Source organism: Kribbella sp. DT2, assembly GCF_049844575.1.
In the GTDB taxonomy this organism is placed as follows: domain Bacteria; phylum Actinomycetota; class Actinomycetes; order Propionibacteriales; family Kribbellaceae; genus Kribbella.
In genome coordinates this window covers 698,855-714,264 of record NZ_JBNCLH010000001.1, presented here as the reverse complement: position 1 = coordinate 714,264, position 15,410 = coordinate 698,855, and the positions used below count along the sequence as shown (strand labels likewise).

15 protein-coding genes are annotated in these 15,410 nt (G+C 69.9%); 7 read left to right on the top strand and 8 right to left on the bottom strand.

Features of this window, described 5'->3' with window-relative positions; genetic code table 11:
* Positions 1-22: 22 nt before the first annotated feature.
* Both ACLQ2O_RS03400 and ACLQ2O_RS03395 read right to left on the bottom strand, forming a co-directional pair.
* On the bottom strand, positions 23-574 hold the full coding sequence (locus ACLQ2O_RS03400; RefSeq protein WP_425827036.1) for a DUF1772 domain-containing protein: 552 nt from the start codon (positions 572-574) through the stop codon (positions 23-25).
* Positions 571-1,419: an NAD(P)H-binding protein gene (locus tag ACLQ2O_RS03395; protein WP_425827034.1), complete on the bottom strand. Its 849-nt coding sequence runs from the start codon at positions 1,417-1,419 to the stop codon at positions 571-573. Before ACLQ2O_RS03395 ends, ACLQ2O_RS03400 begins: the two co-directional genes overlap by 4 nt.
* 85 nt (positions 1,420-1,504) lie before the next feature.
* Between ACLQ2O_RS03395 and ACLQ2O_RS03390 the strand changes: the two genes are divergently transcribed.
* The gene (locus tag ACLQ2O_RS03390) at positions 1,505-2,446 is read left to right on the top strand and encodes an AraC family transcriptional regulator (protein ID WP_425827032.1); all 942 of its coding nucleotides are present in this window, start codon (positions 1,505-1,507) and stop codon (positions 2,444-2,446) included.
* 145 nt (positions 2,447-2,591) lie between these two features.
* Here the strand turns inward: ACLQ2O_RS03390 and ACLQ2O_RS03385 are convergent, their stop codons facing one another.
* Both ACLQ2O_RS03385 and ACLQ2O_RS03380 read right to left on the bottom strand, forming a co-directional pair.
* Positions 2,592-3,287 carry a dienelactone hydrolase family protein gene (locus ACLQ2O_RS03385; RefSeq protein ID WP_425827030.1) on the bottom strand — a complete coding sequence of 232 codons (696 nt, stop codon included), beginning with the start codon at positions 3,285-3,287 and terminating at the stop codon, positions 2,592-2,594.
* A 219-nt stretch (positions 3,288-3,506) separates the two neighbouring features.
* Positions 3,507-4,742 (bottom strand): MFS transporter, encoded by a 1,236-nt coding sequence (locus ACLQ2O_RS03380; RefSeq protein ID WP_425827028.1) that lies wholly within the window; start codon positions 4,740-4,742, stop codon positions 3,507-3,509.
* 81 nt (positions 4,743-4,823) lie between these two features.
* On the opposite strand from ACLQ2O_RS03380, the gene ACLQ2O_RS03375 reads away from it, so the two are divergent.
* The 3 genes from ACLQ2O_RS03375 to ACLQ2O_RS03365 all read left to right on the top strand — a co-directional run bounded on the left by ACLQ2O_RS03375 (position 4,824) and on the right by ACLQ2O_RS03365 (position 7,503).
* Entirely contained in the window at positions 4,824-5,723 is a 900-nt protein-coding gene (locus tag ACLQ2O_RS03375; RefSeq protein WP_425827026.1) for a LysR family transcriptional regulator, read from the top strand.
* Between the two features lie 135 nt (positions 5,724-5,858).
* Positions 5,859-6,938, top strand: a complete 1,080-nt coding sequence (locus ACLQ2O_RS03370) for an ABC transporter ATP-binding protein (protein ID WP_425827024.1) — start codon at positions 5,859-5,861, stop codon at positions 6,936-6,938.
* A 169-nt stretch (positions 6,939-7,107) separates the two neighbouring features.
* Positions 7,108-7,503 (top strand): RidA family protein, encoded by a 396-nt coding sequence (locus ACLQ2O_RS03365; RefSeq protein WP_425827022.1) that lies wholly within the window; start codon positions 7,108-7,110, stop codon positions 7,501-7,503.
* A gap of 299 nt (positions 7,504-7,802) precedes the next feature.
* On the opposite strand, the gene ACLQ2O_RS03360 is transcribed toward ACLQ2O_RS03365, so the two are convergent.
* Both ACLQ2O_RS03360 and ACLQ2O_RS03355 read right to left on the bottom strand, forming a co-directional pair.
* Entirely contained in the window at positions 7,803-8,954 is a 1,152-nt protein-coding gene (locus tag ACLQ2O_RS03360) for a class I SAM-dependent methyltransferase (RefSeq protein ID WP_425827020.1), read from the bottom strand.
* Positions 8,955-9,000: 46 nt separating this feature from the next.
* Entirely contained in the window at positions 9,001-10,290 is a 1,290-nt protein-coding gene (locus ACLQ2O_RS03355; protein ID WP_425827019.1) for an FAD-binding oxidoreductase, read from the bottom strand.
* A gap of 64 nt (positions 10,291-10,354) precedes the next feature.
* On the opposite strand from ACLQ2O_RS03355, the gene ACLQ2O_RS03350 reads away from it, so the two are divergent.
* Positions 10,355-11,314, top strand: a complete 960-nt coding sequence (locus ACLQ2O_RS03350) for a helix-turn-helix transcriptional regulator (protein WP_425827017.1) — start codon at positions 10,355-10,357, stop codon at positions 11,312-11,314.
* Here the strand turns inward: ACLQ2O_RS03350 and ACLQ2O_RS03345 are convergent.
* Positions 11,311-11,712, bottom strand: coding sequence for a hypothetical protein (locus tag ACLQ2O_RS03345; RefSeq protein WP_425827015.1), 402 nt, complete (start codon positions 11,710-11,712; stop codon positions 11,311-11,313). The two genes, ACLQ2O_RS03350 and ACLQ2O_RS03345, sit on opposite strands and share 4 nt — an antisense overlap.
* A 13-nt stretch (positions 11,713-11,725) precedes the next feature.
* Positions 11,726-12,235: a DoxX family protein gene (locus ACLQ2O_RS03340; protein ID WP_425827013.1), complete on the bottom strand. Its 510-nt coding sequence runs from the start codon at positions 12,233-12,235 to the stop codon at positions 11,726-11,728.
* A gap of 41 nt (positions 12,236-12,276) precedes the next feature.
* Between ACLQ2O_RS03340 and ACLQ2O_RS03335 the strand changes: the two genes are divergently transcribed.
* Both ACLQ2O_RS03335 and ACLQ2O_RS03330 read left to right on the top strand, forming a co-directional pair.
* Entirely contained in the window at positions 12,277-12,975 is a 699-nt protein-coding gene (locus tag ACLQ2O_RS03335; protein WP_425827011.1) for a MerR family transcriptional regulator, read from the top strand.
* 621 nt (positions 12,976-13,596) lie between these two features.
* Complete coding sequence (locus tag ACLQ2O_RS03330) at positions 13,597-15,393, top strand: Eco57I restriction-modification methylase domain-containing protein (protein WP_425827009.1); 1,797 nt, start codon at positions 13,597-13,599, stop codon at positions 15,391-15,393.
* The last annotated feature ends 17 nt before the right edge of the window (positions 15,394-15,410 follow it).

Below are 15,410 nucleotides of genomic sequence, written 5' to 3'. Positions count from 1 at the left end.
GTAGAGCACCTCCGTGGGTCGCTCACCGCCCGGCCGGCATCTGCCAGCCGGGGTTCGGCGCCCCACCCTGGTAGGCCTGGCCGCGGGCCGCCTCACCCTTCGTCACCACACCGGTGGCCAGCCCCAAGCCGAAGGCGATCACGCTCAGCGTGCAGGCGACGGCGCGCAGGTTGTTCGCCGGGTTCCACTTGGCCAGGTAGCTCGTCCACTCGGCGGCACCGGCGGCCGACAGCGGGTCGACCGCGGCGAGCTGGTCGTTCAGCGGGATGTTGATCGCAAAGCTGACCACCATCCCGACCAGGTAGAGGGCGCTGCCGGCCACGACCCACCACTTACCGGGGGTGTCCCGGACCAGGGTCAGCACCGGGAGGGCCAGGCAGAGCAGGGCGGTGCCGCAGAAGATCAGCAGGAACAGCGGGTTCTGGATGCGGACGTTCATCAGGTTCATCGCGGCGGCACCCTGGCCGGCCGGGAGTCGTTGCAGGGAGCTCATCACCGCCGTACCGAAGGCGAAGAACACGCCGGCCATCAGGGCGCTGCCGACCAGGCCCGTGAGCGTGAGGATCTTGGTCATGCCGACCACAGTCCCGTCCGCGCGACCTCGGCGGCCCAGTCGGAGAAGTCCCGCGGCGCCCGGCCGAGGATCTCCCGTACGGCGTCGTCGGAGACGTACTCCGACCGGTGGTGCCGGATCACCGCGAACAGGTCGCGCACCGACTCGGCGTCCTCGCGCGGCAGGCCGATCTTCATCAGCTCCCCGACGTGCTGCTCCGGGTCCAGGTCGACGTACCGGATGTCCCGGCCGGTCGCGGTGGACAGCACGGCCGCTACCTCGGCCATCGTCAGCGTGCGCGGGCCGGACAGCGTGTAGTGCTTGCCGGAGTGCGACTCGTCCAGCAGGACGGTAGCGATCACGTCGCCGAGGTCGTTGGTGTCGACCCATGCCTCGGCGCCGGTGCCGGCCGAGACCCGCAGCTCGCCGGCCAGCACGTGCTCGAGCAGGAAGTCCTCACTGAACCCCTGCATGAACCACGCGGGCCGGATGATCGTCCAGTCCGCGCCGCTGTCCCGTACGGCGTTCTCCAGCTCGACGCTGCTCTCGTAGACGGCGAAGTCGCGCCCCGGACTGCCGACGCCGCGACCGGACAGCAGCACCACCCGGCGAAGCCCTTCGGCGGCCGCCTGCTTGACGAAGCGCCCGGCCTGCTCGAGCCCGGTCGGCCCGACCGGCGGTGCCAGGTACGCCGTCCCGACGCCGGCCGCGGCGCCGGACCACGTGCTCTCGTCGTACCAGTCGAAGCGCGGCTCGCTGGACCGCGAGGCCAGCCGGACCGGGACGTCGCGCTGGTGGAGCCGATCCACCACGCGCCGGCCGGTCTTGCCCATACCACTCAGGATCAGAATCGGTGTCGTTGTCATGGCTTAAGTTCACCGGCTAGCACTGAGACAAACCATGGTTGTCGGGCGCATTCCGATGTCTGAGAGTCTCAGCTAGGGTGGCGGCATGGATGTTCTCGACGACCTGCTGGCCGGCACCCGGGCGCGCGGCGGGGTGTTCAACCTGACCGTGCTCGACCCGCCGTGGGGAGTGCACATCGTCGACGAGGCGCCGCTCGCGCTCGCCACGCTGATCCGCGGCGCGGCCTGGATCCTGCGCGACGGTCTGGACCCGGTGCGGATGAACCAGGGGGCCGTCGCCGTGCTGTGCGGGCCTGAGCCGTACGTCGTGGCGGACGCCCCGGAGACCGCGGCGCAGTTGCGGATCCATCCCGGCGGGATCTGCGAACCGTTGCCTGGGGCACCTATTGACTACAGCGCGCGACTCGGTGTCCGGACCCACGGTGGCCGGCCGGAGGGTGAGGCGATGGTTGTCAGTGGCACCTATCAGCTCGAGGGCGACGTGAGCCGGCGGTTGCTGACCGCGCTGCCGCCGGTGCTCGTCGTACCGGCCGAGGACGTCACCGGGCCGGTGATGGAGATGGTGCTCGGCGAGATCCAGCGCGACGAGCCGGGACAGCAGAGTGTGCTCGACCGGTGGCTCGACCTGGCGCTGATCACGACGCTGCGGGCGTGGTTCGCGCGGCCCGAGTCGCATGCGCCGGGGTGGTACCAGGCGCAGGCTGATCCTGTTGTGGGGCTGGCGTTGCGGTTGCTGCACGAGGATCCGGCGCACCCTTGGTCGGTGGTCGAGCTGGCCGACCGGACTGGGGTTTCGCGTGCCAGCTTGGCGCGACGTTTCACCGCTTTGGTGGGCGAAGCGCCGATGGCCTACCTGACTGGGTGGCGGATCACGCTTGCGGCTGATCTGCTGCGGGAGACGAACCAGACGGTGGAGTCGATCGCTCGCCGGGTGGGCTACGCGAACGCGTTCGCGCTGTCCGTTGCGTTCAAGCGGTTGCGCGGAACGAACCCGACGGCGCACCGCCGCGCTGCGCCCGCCGCCTGAGGGCCACTTTGTGCACCGGTCAGCCGAGAAATCGCGCTCCGGGCGGCTGAATGGTGCACAAGGTGGAATCTCGGCGGGGTGGGGCGGGGCGTGGGCGGGGTGGGCGGGGGGCGTGGGCGGGGCGGGGTTGGGGTGGGCGGGGTGGTTAGGCCGTGGTGGTGTCGATGAAGGCGAGGGCCTGGGGCCAGGCGAGGTGGAAGGCCTCGGCGTTGACCGGCTTGTCGTGGCGGTCGCGGTTGGTGAAACCGTGGTCGGCGCCGGGGTGGAAGAGCGCGACGGTGGCACCGGTCGGGCGGGTCTGGAGCGAGGTCTGCAGGGTCTCGAAGTCCGCGACCGGTACGGCGGCGTCGGCGCCGGGGTAGCTGACCAGGACCGGGGCGGTGATCGCGGCGGCGTCGGCGATCGCGTCGTACGTCTGGTTGGGGCGGAGCTGCGACGGGACGGTGGGGTGGAACGCCGTGACGTTGGCCAGGCGGTGGTCGCGGGCGCCGAGCAGGATCGCGAACCGGCCGCCGAGGCACCAGCCGCTGACGCCGGCCTTCGAGGCGCCGAGATCGCCTAGCAGGTGGTCCAGGAGCTGGGTCTGCTCGGCGAGTGCCGCGTCGTCGTCCATCCGCAGGAGCAGCTCGTGCAGTTCGTCGACGGTGGAGTCGTCGGTACTGCGGCCGTGGAACGGGTCCCAGGTCAGCGCGGTGATCCCGCGACCGGCGAGCTCGTCGGCCCAGTCGCGGATCTGCTCGCCGATCCCGGTGATCATCGGGAGCAGCAGCATGCCGGGGCCGTGCGCGCGGCCGGTGGAGAGGTAGGCGGTCAGACTTCCGACGGAAACGTAGTCACCCATGCGCGCAAACTACCGCGCGGGCGGCGCGCGGCGGCGCGGGCGGCGCGGGCGGCGCGGGCGGCGCGGGCGGAAGAGCGAGCGCAGAGCGGGAACGCAAGCGGGGTTGGGGTGAGCGGGGTGCGCGCGATGGGTCGGCCGCGGTGGGCCGGGTGCGCGCGATGGCGGGCGCGACGGGTCAGCCGCGATGGGCCGGGTGCGCGCGCTGGCGGGCGCGACGGGTCAGCCGCGGCGGGCGGCGAGCATGCGGAGTCCGGCGGCGTTGACCATGGCGAGGATGATCGCGGCGAAGACGACCAGGGCTACTTCTGCGGGGAGGAGGGCGATGCCGAGGCCGATCGCCAGGACGGGGAGGGCGAGGCCGGCGTACGCGATCAGGAAGAGGGCTGCGAGGACCTCGCCGCGGGACGTTGCGTCGGCGAGGCCGGCGGCGGTGGCGACCGCGGCGCGGAAGACCAGGCCTACGCCGGCGCCGGCGACGATGCCGCCGATCACGAACAGGGCGAGGCTGGGGATCACACCGCCGGCGGCGATGCCGACCAGGCCGACCGACATGGAGGCCAGGCCCAGTTGCAGCTGACGCGTCCGGGTGAGCCGGACGAAGACGACCTGGCTGGCCGCGCCGGCGATGAAGACCGCGAAGGTCACCACTCCGGCCAGCAGTCGCGACGTGTGGTGCAGTGTGCCCGCGAGGAACGTCGGGGCGAGCGACGTGAACAGCCCGAAGATCGCGAACGCCGCGAAGGCGCCTGCCGCGGTCGCGAAGAACAGCGGCTTCGCGGCCGCGGGCAGCGCGACCCGCTGCGGCCGGTACGCCGGACGCGTCTCGCGCCGCTCGACGGTCTCGGGCACGAGCGCGATCCCGACCGCGCTGATCACGAGCAGCACCAGGAACACCTCGTACGGGCGCTGCAGCGGGCTGCCGACGTACTGGGCGAGCAGTCCGCCGACCAGCGGACCGAAGGCGAGGCCGCCCAGGTTCACCATGCTGGAGATCAGCGCGGACCGGCTCGGGTCCTCCTCGGGCCGGGCGATCTTGCGCAGCTCGGACAGGTGCGCCGTCGCGGTCGCGGTCAGGATGCCGACGCCGATGCCGGACACGAACCGCGCGATCAGCAGCCCGGGGACCTCCGGCCAGAACAGGAAGATCAGCGCGGCGACCACCTCGGCCAGTACGGCGAGCAGCGCGACCCGGCGCCGCCCGAGCCAGTCGCTGACGTGGCCGGCGAGGTAGAGGCTGGCCATCACGCCGACCGCGTAGGCGGCGAAGATGACCGTGATCAGGAACGTCGGGAAGCCGTCGCGCTGCTGGTAGAGCGCGTACAGCGGCGTCGGCACGGTGGAGAACGCCATCGTGGTGAGGAAGGCGGCGGCGATCGTCCAGAACCCCGGGCCGTGGGTGAAACGGACCTTGGTGCCGACGGCGTCGACCGCCCGCGGCTCGGTGAGAGTTGTCATGTCTTCAGGTTGCCCCTGGAGATCTATCGAGGCAAACGAAGATTCTTGCGCACTCTTATCGTTAGTAGCGATAATCAGGGAATGGACTCGAGACAGCTGGAGTACTTCGTCGCGGTCGCCGAGGAGCTGAGCTTCACCCGCGCGGCGCAGCGGCTGTTCACCGTCCAGTCGACCGTGTCGGCGGCGGTCCGCGGGCTGGAGAACGACCTGAAGACGACGCTGTTCGACCGCTCGACGCGGCGGGTGAACCTGTCGCCGGCCGGCCAGGCCCTGCTCCCGGAGGCGAAGGCCGCGCTGGAGGCCCTCGACCGGGCGCGGGCCGTCGTCGAGGAAGCGTCGACCGGACTGCGCGGCAGCGTGCGGATCGGCACGATGACCCGGCTCGGACTGGTCGATCTGGCCGATCTGCTCGGCGCGTTCTACCAGCGCTATCCCCTGGTCGACGTCCAGGTGACGACCTCCCCGACCGGATCGACCGGCCTGGCGGACGACGTACGGCACGGACGGCTGGACGTCGCGCTGGTCGGGGCGAACCGGTCCGACCTGGTCGGGCTCGAGCCGCGTGAGCTGGCGACCGTCGGGTTCGTCGTGATGGTGCCGACGGCGCACCGGCTCGCGGGGCGGACCGGCGTACGGCTGGAGGAGCTGAAGGGTGAGCGGTTCGTCGACCTGCTGCCCGGGTTCGGGAACCGGACCAACGTCGACCGGGCCTTCGACGCGGCCGGGATGCCGCGGCGGGTGCAGGTCGAGGTGCCCGACCTGACGACCGTGCCGGAGTACGTCCGGGCGGGGTTGGGAGTGGCCGTCGTACCGGATCTCGGGCCGGACCACCCCGGCGTCACCCGGCTGCCGTTGACCGGGATCGAGCTGACCTGGACCCTGTCGGCGATCACGCTGAGTGGCCGGCCGCCGAGTCGCGCGGTGGCCGCGCTGCTCGACCTGATGGCGGACGGTGTTCGTCCGGGCGAGGGACGCTACTAGCGGAATGCCGGCAGACCTGTAGGCGTTCTGGTCTACAGCTTTTGGTGATGTATCACCGACAAGACACCCAGGACCTGGGCGCCTTTGCCAAGGATCGTCCGGCACGTTCCTGCCGGCGGAGGAAGGAAGTGCGTGATGGCAACTGTCTCGTTCAAGGGCGCGACCCGGGTCTACCCCGGGAACGACACCCCGTCGGTGAACCAGCTGGACCTCGACATCTCCGACGGCGAGTTCATGGTGCTGGTCGGCCCGTCCGGCTCGGGCAAGTCGACCGCGCTGCGCATGCTGGCCGGTCTGGAAGAGGTGAACGAGGGCGCGATCTCCATCGGCGACCGCGACGTCACGAACAGCCCGCCGAAGGAACGCGACATCGCGATGGTCTTCCAGAACTACGCGCTCTACCCGCACATGTCGGTCGCCGAGAACATGGGCTTCGCGCTGAAGATGCAGGGCATCCACAAGGACGACCGGGCCAAGCGCGTCGCCGAGGCGGCCAAGCTGCTCGGCCTCGAGGAGTACCTCGACCGCAAGCCGAAGGCGCTCTCGGGTGGTCAGCGTCAGCGCGTGGCGATGGGCCGCGCGATCGTACGGAACCCGCAGGTCTTCCTGATGGACGAGCCGCTGTCGAACCTCGACGCCAAGCTGCGCGTCCAGACCCGCACCCAGATCGCCGAGCTGCAGCACCGCCTCGGCGTCACCACCGTCTACGTGACCCACGACCAGATCGAGGCCATGACGATGGGCGACCGCGTCGCCGTGCTCAAGGACGGTCTCCTGCAGCAGGTCGACACGCCGCTGAACCTGTACGACGCGCCGAAGAACCTGTTCGTCGCGGGCTTCATGGGCTCGCCGGCGATGAACCTGATCGAGTCCGAGATCGTCGACGGCGGCGCGAAGATCGGCGACTTCGTCGTACCGGTGGAGCGTGCGCTGCTGACCAAGGCCGGTGCCGACAAGACCGTGTGGCTGGGCATCCGCCCGGAGTCGTTCCACATCGCCGACGAGGGCCTGCCGGTCCGCGTCTCGGTGATCGAGGAGCTCGGCTCGGACGCGTACATGTACGGCAACGCGGAGCACACCAGCACCCAGCAGCACATCATCGCGCGGGTCGGTACGCGGACGCTCGCGGAGACCGGTTCGCTGGTGCACCTCGCGCCGGAGCCCGGCAAGCTGCACCTGTTCTCCACGACCACCGAGGAACGCCTGAGCGCCTGACCTCGTTAACAGCTCGTAGTACGGCCTAACGGCTCGACACGTACTACGCCACTCGGCCCCGGAGCGGTTCGCCGCCCGGGGCCGTGGTGGTTCCAGGGCGCACGCGGAGGGACTCGCCCCGCTCGTAATTCTGTTGACCGCGCCTGAGCGGTGACCTTGGCTTGGGCTCGTGACGATCGAGCGCACCAATCCCCCGACCCTGCACCCGACCCCCGGCTACCACCACGTGACGACCGTCGAGGCGTCCCGCCTGGTCTTCCTCGCCGGCCAGTGCCCGCTGGACTCCACCGGCGAGCTCGCCGCCGAGGACCTGGAAGGTCAGACCGCCCAGGTCATCAGCAACATCCTCACCGCGCTCGAGACCGCCGGCGCTCGCCCCGAGGACGTCGTCCGGACGGTGATCTACGTCGCCAGCCAGGACCGCGACGACCTCGGCGCTGTCTGGGCCTGGCTCAACGACTCCCCCTTGGCGCCCGCCTTCACCACCGCCAGCACCCTGCTCGGCGTCGCCCAGCTCGGTTTCACCGGCCAGCTCGTCGAGATCGACGTGACCGCCGCCTTGTAGCCGGGGATGGGGTACCGAGCGACAGGACATCTTCAGCTCGCCGGCCCACCGCCCAACGGACTTACGCCTGATTCTGTCCGTCCCAGCGGCCCCGGGCGGGAGACGTCCTGTCGGTCGGTACCCGACCCACGTCCGGACACCCGCAGCAGGCCAGGCAGCGCCGCCGGCCATCCTCAAGTCCCACTTTGGGCACCGGTCAGCCATCGGGGAACCCTGGAAATGGCTGGGCTGTGCCCAAAGTCGCGCCTTGGGGCACCGGCTATCACGCTGTGGTGTCCCGATGTACTGGCCGAGTGCGGCTAGCCGGGGACCTGGGCGGTGAAGCGGGGGAAGGACCAGTAGTCGAGCTTCGGGTTGGTGAAGCCGGCTTGTTCGAGGCGGGCCGCGAAGGTGAGCGGGTCGATCGGGACGGCGCGGTCGTGGTCGTTCATGCTGCGGAAGTGGTTGCCGTCGAGGGCGTTCAGGCCGGCGAAGGTCGCGCCGGGGCGGAGGACTCGGTGGAGCTCGCGGAGGGCGGCGTCCTGGGTGCGGGGTGAGCGGAGATGCATCAGGGACAGGAAGACGGTGGCAGCCGTGAAGCGGTTGTCGTCGAAGGGGAGGTGCAGGGGGTCCACGTCGACGATCTCGGTGTGGGGAAGCTCGGCTGTGCGGGCGCGCAGGTCCGGGGTGAAGGCGGGGTCGAGCTGCGCGACCGTGAGGCGGGGAGCTGCGGCGCGGAGGGGCTCGGCGGCGTCGGCGGGGCCGGCGTCGAGGTGCAGCGGGTCGTTGCCCAGGGCAGCGACTTCGAGCAGCTGCGGGACCCAGTCGGCGACGATGCCGTGGCGGAAGTCGTCGCTGGTGTAGGTCTTGAGGAACGGCTCCCGGACCTGGACGCGCGCGCCGTTGGCCTCCGGGGTCGAGCAGGTCCAGCGCACCCCTTCGCCGCGGACCTCCAGGTCGACGTCGACGAAACCGGCCGCCTCCAGCCGGTCGGCCAGCGTGATCGGATCGACCGGCACGCAGATGTCGCCCTCGTGCAGCCGGAAGAACCCGGGCCCGGCCAGGCTGTCCGTCCCGAAGAACACGCCGCCCGGCCGAAGCACCCGGGCGATCTCGGCGAACACCTGGTCTTGCTGCTCGCGCGACGGGATGTGGTGCAGCATCGTGAAGCACGCCGCCGCGTCGTACCGGTCGTCCGGCTCGTCCAGCTGCGTCGCGTCGCCCTGCTTCGCGTGCACGCGCGGGTCGTCCTGGAACTGGTCGATCAGCGCGGCGGCCAGCTCCACGTCGTACTCGACGGCGGTGACCTCGAAGCTCTCCCGCAGCACCCGCGTCGCGGCGCCCGGGCCGGACCCGATCTCGAGCAGCCGTCCGCCGAGCGCGATCCGCTCCAGCGCCCACGGCACGACCGTGTTCCCGAGGTGGGTCATCCAGTAGTCCGACGAGCAGAGTTCGAGGTGCGCCTTGTTCATGGCTTCACCCTGCTCCGGCCGGGCGGACGCGACCAGCGGGTGAGCCTCAGATCACATGGTTCGGCTGGAGCAGGCCGGTCGGGTCGAGCTTCCGCCTGAGCGTCTTGAGGCGTTCGAGGTCGGCGGGCTCGTAGGCCTCGGCGATCTGGTCGGCGTCGAGCGGGCCCAAGCTGAAGTTGAGCTGCCGGCCGATCGACGTCCACGGCTCCAGGATGCCGCGGTGCAGCTTGGTGAAGTCCTGCTCGCCGGGTGAGAGCACGGTCAGCGCGTACTGCGCCTCGCGGCGACCGACCGCGTTCGGGATCGCGGGCGGACGGGACAGCGCACCGCCGAGGTGACGGATGCCGACGACGCACATCGCGCCCGCCTCCGGGCCGGCCAGCTTGGGGATCGTCGACAGCGCGACCGGGTCGAGGTCGGCGAGCAGGATGTTCTGGGCGCGGTAGCCGTGCGGCTGCTCGGGCTCGGCGAAGATGCGGCCGGACTCGGCGTACGGGATCTCGCCGAAGGTGTCCATCACCGGCTCCCCCAGCGCGCGCAGCGGCGCGATCAGCTGCTCGGCCTGGTCCAGGTCGCTGAGGATGCAGAGCTGGAGCTGCGCGATGTGCTTGCCGCGCAACGGCGCCGGGACCATCGGGATGTCCGGCAGGACCAGGACGCCGACCGCCGAGGTGACCTCCTCAGGTACGGTCGCGGTCCACTCACTCCAGGTCTGCAGTACGTCGGGAGTGGCCGCGAGGTCGTAGTACAGGCTGCCGCCCGCGACCGTCGCGACGTCGAACAGGTCGATCTCCAGCTCGGTCACGATGCCGAAGTTGCCGCCGCCACCGCGCAGCGCCCAGAACAGTTCCGCGTCCTCCGGCGTCACGGACCGCAGCTCACCGTCGGGCGTGACCAGGTCGATCCGACGTACGTGGTCGGCGGCGAAGCCGTACTTGCGCGCCATCAGCCCGAGCCCGCCGCCGAGCGTGTACGAGATCGCGCCGACGCCGGGGAAGCTGCCGGACAGCGGCGCCAGCCCGTACGGCGCGGTCGCGGCGGTCACCTGCTGCCAGGTCGCGCCCGCCTGGATCGTCGCGGTCTTCTGCTCCGGGTCGACAGTCACACCGGCGAAGGCGGTGGTGGCAACGAGCACGCCGTCGGTCGGCGTCGTGTGGCCGTGCCCGCTTGCCCGGACCGCGAGCCGCAGCTCGTGGTCGCGGGCGTAGCGCACCGCTTCCTGGATGTCGGCGGCGCTGGTCACGGCGAAGATCCGCGTCGGCCGGTGCGGATCGCGGCGCTGGAAGCCGCTGCGCTGGTTGTCGTAGCCGTCGGTTTCAGGGGTCCAAGTCTTCATGCCGCCGACCGTAGACGGCGTTCCGGACAGAAGTTGTCCTCAAGCTGTGGATATCTTTGTGGATATGAACGACCTGCCGGGACGACTGCTGCGGCTGCTGTCGCTGCTGCAGTCGCGCCGGGAGTGGTCGGGCGCCGAGCTCGCAGAGCGGCTGGGCGTCACGGACCGGACGATCCGCCGGGACGTCGACCGGCTGCGCTCGCTCGACTACCCGGTCGTCGGGACGACGGGGACGGCCGGTGGGTACCGCCTGGTGTCCGGGCGCGCGATGCCGCCGCTGGTGCTCTCGGACGACGAGGCGGTGGCCGTTGCGGTCGGTCTGGCCGGCGCGGGCAGCGGTGGGGTGACGGGGATGTACGACAGCTCGATGAGCGCGCTGGCGAAGCTGTCGCAGGTGCTGCCGCCGAGGCTTCGTCCACAGGTCGCGGCGGTCGGGGCGGCGTCGGTGGTCGCCCGCGCGGATCTGCCCCGGGTCGATCCCGGCCGGCTCGCGGTGCTCGCGGCCTGCTGCCGGGACCTGGAGATCGTTGCCTTCGGCTACGAATCACGGCACGGCGAAGCGACCAGCCGGCGGGTCGAGCCGCACCAGCTGGTCGCGCTGGTGGGGACCTGGTACCTGCTCGCCTTCGACCCGGACCGCGACGACTGGCGCAGCTTCCGGGTCGACCGGATCAGCGACGTCCGGCCGAGCCGGCATCGGTTCGTCCGACGGGAGATCCCGGCCGCCGACGCCGCGACGTACCTGGCCGAGTCGTTCGCGGCGGCGACGTACAAGCACTCGGCGGTGCTGCACGTCGAGCTGTCGGAGGTGGCGGTCCGGGAAGGCTTCTACGGCTGGTGGCTGCCGGGCACCGTCGTACCGACCGGGCCGGAGTCGTGCGTGCTCACGCTGAGCGCCGACTCGGCCCAGCTGCTGATCCAGTACGTCGCCGGAGTGGTTGCCCTAGGCGCCGACTTCACGCTGGAGGCGCCGCCGGAGACGGCCGCTCTCATCCGCTCCGTCGGCGCCCGCCTCGCGCCCTAGGCGGTGATCAGGCCGATGCCGAGCGTCAGGGCGCCGACGGCGAGCGCGGTGGCGCCGAGCCAGAGGACGGCGATGAACTTGTTCGGCTGGGTGACGTTCTTGCCGGCGGACGAGGCGAAGAAGCCGCCGGACATCAGGATCGCGGCGACCGGCAGCGCGAGCCGGCCGACCCACAGCCAGAAACCGCTGAGGCTGGTCAGGTCGACGTACAGCAGGCCGACCAGGCTGAGGATGACCAGCACCCCGGCGTGCGCGTGGCCGGCCCGGGCGAAGGCCTTCTGAAAGTCGGTCATCGGCACCTGGCCGCGGGCGATCTTGGTCAGGAACCAGCCGCCGAACTCGATCGTGACGATCGTCAGCAGGATGACCCCGGCGATCGTGCGGGACGGGTCGGACATGTTTTGGGCTCCTTCAGTGGGTTTCGACGAGCTCGCGCTGCGGCGCGGCGGACGGCGTACGGGCTGATCGGGCGGCCCAGACGGCGACCGCGATGTAGACGACCTGCTCGGGGATGCGTTGCCACAGCGGCGTCGCCTCCCCGTTGGCGAACGAGATCTGCTCGACGGCCTCGTAGATGTTGGCCGGGAGCAACGTCACGAACAGCGCGGCGAGCGACCAGCCGGCCGCCCAGCGGGTGGCGGTCAGGACCAGCCCGAGCGCACCCAGCAGCTCCAGTACGCCGGTCAGGTAGACCATCGCGTCGGCGTACGGGACGAACGGCGGGACGATCCGGACCATGTCCGCGTGGTTGGGCATCACGGTCACGCCGGCCGGGACGAAGTGGGCGCTCGCGGTCAGCACCAGCATCACCGCCAGCCCGTGGGCCGCGGCGACCGGCCAGCGGGTGAACCGGCGGACGCCGAGCGCGCCGAGCCCGCGGAAGACCAGCGTCGCGACGACGAGCACGACATCGATCAGCATCTTTGACTCTCCCCTCAGATGGATAGTCGGACTATCCGTTAATGGATACTGCTACTATCCATCACAGGTCGAGGGAAGGCAAGGCGGATATGCGGATCGCGGAGTTGAGCCGGCAGTCGGGTGTCCCGGTGCCGACGATCAAGTACTACCTGCGGGAGGCGTTGCTGCCGCCCGGTGAGCTGACGAGCCCGAACCAGGCGTCCTACGGCGAAGCGCACCTCCGCCGGCTGCGGCTGATCCGGGCGCTGATCGACCTCGGCCAGGTGCCGGTCGCGCGGGTGAAGGAAATCCTTGAGGGGCTGGACTCCGACTCGATGCCACTGCACGACCAGATCGGGCGCGCGCACCGCGCGATCACCCCGACCCGGACGCCGACCGCCGCCACCGAGGACCGTACGGCGGCCGCCGTACAGGTCGGCGAGCTGATCGCCAGGCGCGGCTGGAAGGTCGAGTCCGACGCCCCCGCGCTCACCACGCTGATCGAGACCGTCGCCGCCCTGCGCACCCTCGACCAGGACCACCTGGTCGACTTCCTCGACTCCTACGCCGACGCGGTCGAGAAGTTCACCGCCCTCGAGGTCGCCTCGGTCACCGCCCGCACCGACCCCGACCAGATCGCCGAGAGCGTCGTCATCGGCACCATCCTCGGCGAAACCCTGATCGCGTCGCTGCGCCTGCTGGCCCAGGAATCCATCTCCGCCGACCGCTGGCGCGACGCGACGGAATCGCTGTCTGACTGAACAGGGGACTCGAACGGTCTTCACCCGCATTCGAGGGTGCGCGGGTCCGCGATATGTTCAGCCGCGGCCGTTTGCCGCTCTGGTGGTCGAGGCGAACGTGGACCGACAGTGGCGCGATCGAGTCGAAGGGGCACTGACGGCCGGCCATTGCGCGGATCCAGACGGGCCGAGGTAGGAATATGGCGGAGCGATGATGCACCAGTCGACGGACCTCCACTGGCGACGCTGGCCGATTCCACGCCGCCGGAGTTCTGGCGAACTCTTCGTGCAGGAAGCCTCCGCGGTGCACTGGCATCAACGGGTGCGTTTGTGCGAACCCCCGAGTGCCCGACTGGCCCGAAGGGTCAACCTTCGTAGCAACCCAGGAGCCCTGACGCGACTCGTGCTTAAGCCACGTCGACCACACACGAGGAAGCGCCCCAAGGTGGACATCGTTGCGTTGGAACACTCGCCTGTATTCGCCCAGCACGGTCCGCGAGCGTCGAGACATCGACAGTCTCGTCTCCCAGCGCCCTTGGCTGGTTCGCTCCTACCTTGTGGCGGAACGATGAGACTCCTACCGTGCCCGCAGATCGGCGCCCACGAGCCCCTAGACTGTGAATTCTAGAGTCGGGTGCGGGGGTGACATTGGTGATTGCGGGCGACCTCGATCTGGGCCTCGAGCTGCGGACCGTTCTGGCATGGCTAAAGTCCGTGGAATGTCCCGACCTTGTCGACGAGGACGACGTCCCCGGCACTAGCGAGAACGAACGTCAGCGCCTGGCCGCGCTCGGCGGTCTGGCGAAGGCAATGTTGGACGAGCCGTCGCTGAGCGACGGTCTCGATGCGCTCTCGAGTATCCCGGAGCTCAAGGGGTGGATCTCACGGGGCCCCACACCGCCACCCGAGGTCATTGAGGCCGGTTTGCGGTTGTCGGGGAGTAGTGAGCATGTCGCGGCGCTTTACTCCTCGACAGTTGCCTCCGGCCACCGGCGGCGGCTGGGGACCTTCTTCACGCCTCCGGACGAAGTCACCCGCATGCTTGCCGCATGTGCTGAGGAGGGAATCACTCCGGCCACTGTGGTCGACGTCGGCGCTGGTGTTGGTATCTTCTCGGTCGCCGCTGCCAAGCAGTGGCCAGGCGCAACAATCGATGCCGTCGACGTCAACCCGGTCACGCTAGGGCTGTTAGGTGTTCGCGCGGCGGCTGAGTCTCTGCTCGCGACGTCTCCAGAGACGCCCGGGGTGCGCCTGCGTTTGGCTGACTTCGTCCGGTACGTAGGCACCGAGTATCCGACGTTACCCGGGCCGCGGCTTGTACTGGGAAACCCGCCCTACACCCGGCTGCAATTGCTGCCCCGTGATGATCGAGAGCGGCTCTTAGACGCAGCAAGTGGACTATGCGGGTCGCGTGCCTCCTTATCGGCCTTGATGACCGCGGCGGCGATCAACCAGCTTGCCCCCAAGGACGCCGTGTGTCTCCTGCTCCCGGCGCAATGGCTCGAGGCCGACTACGCCGATGGACTGCGCCGATGGATCTGGACGCAGACCAACCGGTCAGTGCGTCTGACGCTGTTCGCCACCAGGCTGTTCAAGGAAGCGCAGGTCGACGCCGTCTCGCTGCTGATCAGCCCCGAGAGGGACAGCGACCAGCCGATGATCACATCTCTGCCCGACGGCGGCCGGCATCAGGTGGATCGATCGATCCCGTGTCCCGCCCAGTGGCGTTCGCTCTTTCCAGACGAGAGCTCAACAGGCCCGGTCATGCAGCCCGCGAAAACTGTCCCACTCTCGACAGTGGCCCGGATCGTGCGCGGCACGGCCACCGGCGCCAACGCATTCTTCTTGTTGACCAACGAGCAGCTCACCGAGCGTCCGTTGCCGGCGAAGGTGCAGGTGCCACTGGTCCGACGCCTACGCGATCATCCTGGCGACAGCGTGGATGAGGCCGGATTGGCAGCCCTTCCCGAACGCGACCGCCGGTGGCTGTTCCTTGCCCAACGCTCCGATCTGAAGGATGCGGACGTCAAGGCGTACGTCGACTACGGCACGGACGAGGGGTACCCGAGCAGGTATCTGTGCGCCTACCGTCGCGAATGGTTCGACCTGTCGACCGAAGTGGTCGTCCCCGACGTAATCGTGGGTCCTTCATCGAAGACCAGCTTCCGGTTTGTGGTCAACGATGCGTCCGCTCACATCACTAACAATCTCTATGGCTTGTCCTGGAAGCCCGAGGTCCTATCGGGTACAAGAACCGCGGTACTGGCCTGGTTGCGCGGGCCTCAGGGTCAGGCGGCGATCCAGGCACGGGCCCGCAGCCACGGTGACCAGTTGAGCAAGATCGAACCACGTGCGCTCAACGCTCTGCCGATTCCCCACGATCTCGTGCGCGAACTACCGATCAACACCCCGTCCCCGCAGCCCACGCTGTGGACCTGATCGGGGTTATGGCTGCT

Bases quoted from the DNA above. Each gene is read 5' to 3' on its own strand.
- ACLQ2O_RS03400 (WP_425827036.1), bottom strand. From the start codon at position 574: ATGACCAAGATCCTCACGCTCACGGGCCTGGTCGGCAGCGCCCTGATG.
- ACLQ2O_RS03395 (WP_425827034.1), bottom strand. From the start codon at position 1,419: ATGACAACGACACCGATTCTGATCCTGAGTGGTATGGGCAAGACCGGC.
- ACLQ2O_RS03390 (WP_425827032.1), top strand. From the start codon at position 1,505: ATGGATGTTCTCGACGACCTGCTGGCCGGCACCCGGGCGCGCGGCGGG.
- ACLQ2O_RS03385 (WP_425827030.1), bottom strand. From the start codon at position 3,287: ATGGGTGACTACGTTTCCGTCGGAAGTCTGACCGCCTACCTCTCCACC.
- ACLQ2O_RS03380 (WP_425827028.1), bottom strand. From the start codon at position 4,742: ATGACAACTCTCACCGAGCCGCGGGCGGTCGACGCCGTCGGCACCAAG.
- ACLQ2O_RS03375 (WP_425827026.1), top strand. From the start codon at position 4,824: ATGGACTCGAGACAGCTGGAGTACTTCGTCGCGGTCGCCGAGGAGCTG.
- ACLQ2O_RS03370 (WP_425827024.1), top strand. From the start codon at position 5,859: ATGGCAACTGTCTCGTTCAAGGGCGCGACCCGGGTCTACCCCGGGAAC.
- ACLQ2O_RS03360 (WP_425827020.1), bottom strand. From the start codon at position 8,954: ATGAACAAGGCGCACCTCGAACTCTGCTCGTCGGACTACTGGATGACC.
- ACLQ2O_RS03355 (WP_425827019.1), bottom strand. From the start codon at position 10,290: ATGAAGACTTGGACCCCTGAAACCGACGGCTACGACAACCAGCGCAGC.
- ACLQ2O_RS03350 (WP_425827017.1), top strand. From the start codon at position 10,355: ATGAACGACCTGCCGGGACGACTGCTGCGGCTGCTGTCGCTGCTGCAG.
- ACLQ2O_RS03345 (WP_425827015.1), bottom strand. From the start codon at position 11,712: ATGTCCGACCCGTCCCGCACGATCGCCGGGGTCATCCTGCTGACGATC.
- ACLQ2O_RS03340 (WP_425827013.1), bottom strand. From the start codon at position 12,235: ATGCTGATCGATGTCGTGCTCGTCGTCGCGACGCTGGTCTTCCGCGGG.
- ACLQ2O_RS03335 (WP_425827011.1), top strand. From the start codon at position 12,277: ATGGATACTGCTACTATCCATCACAGGTCGAGGGAAGGCAAGGCGGAT.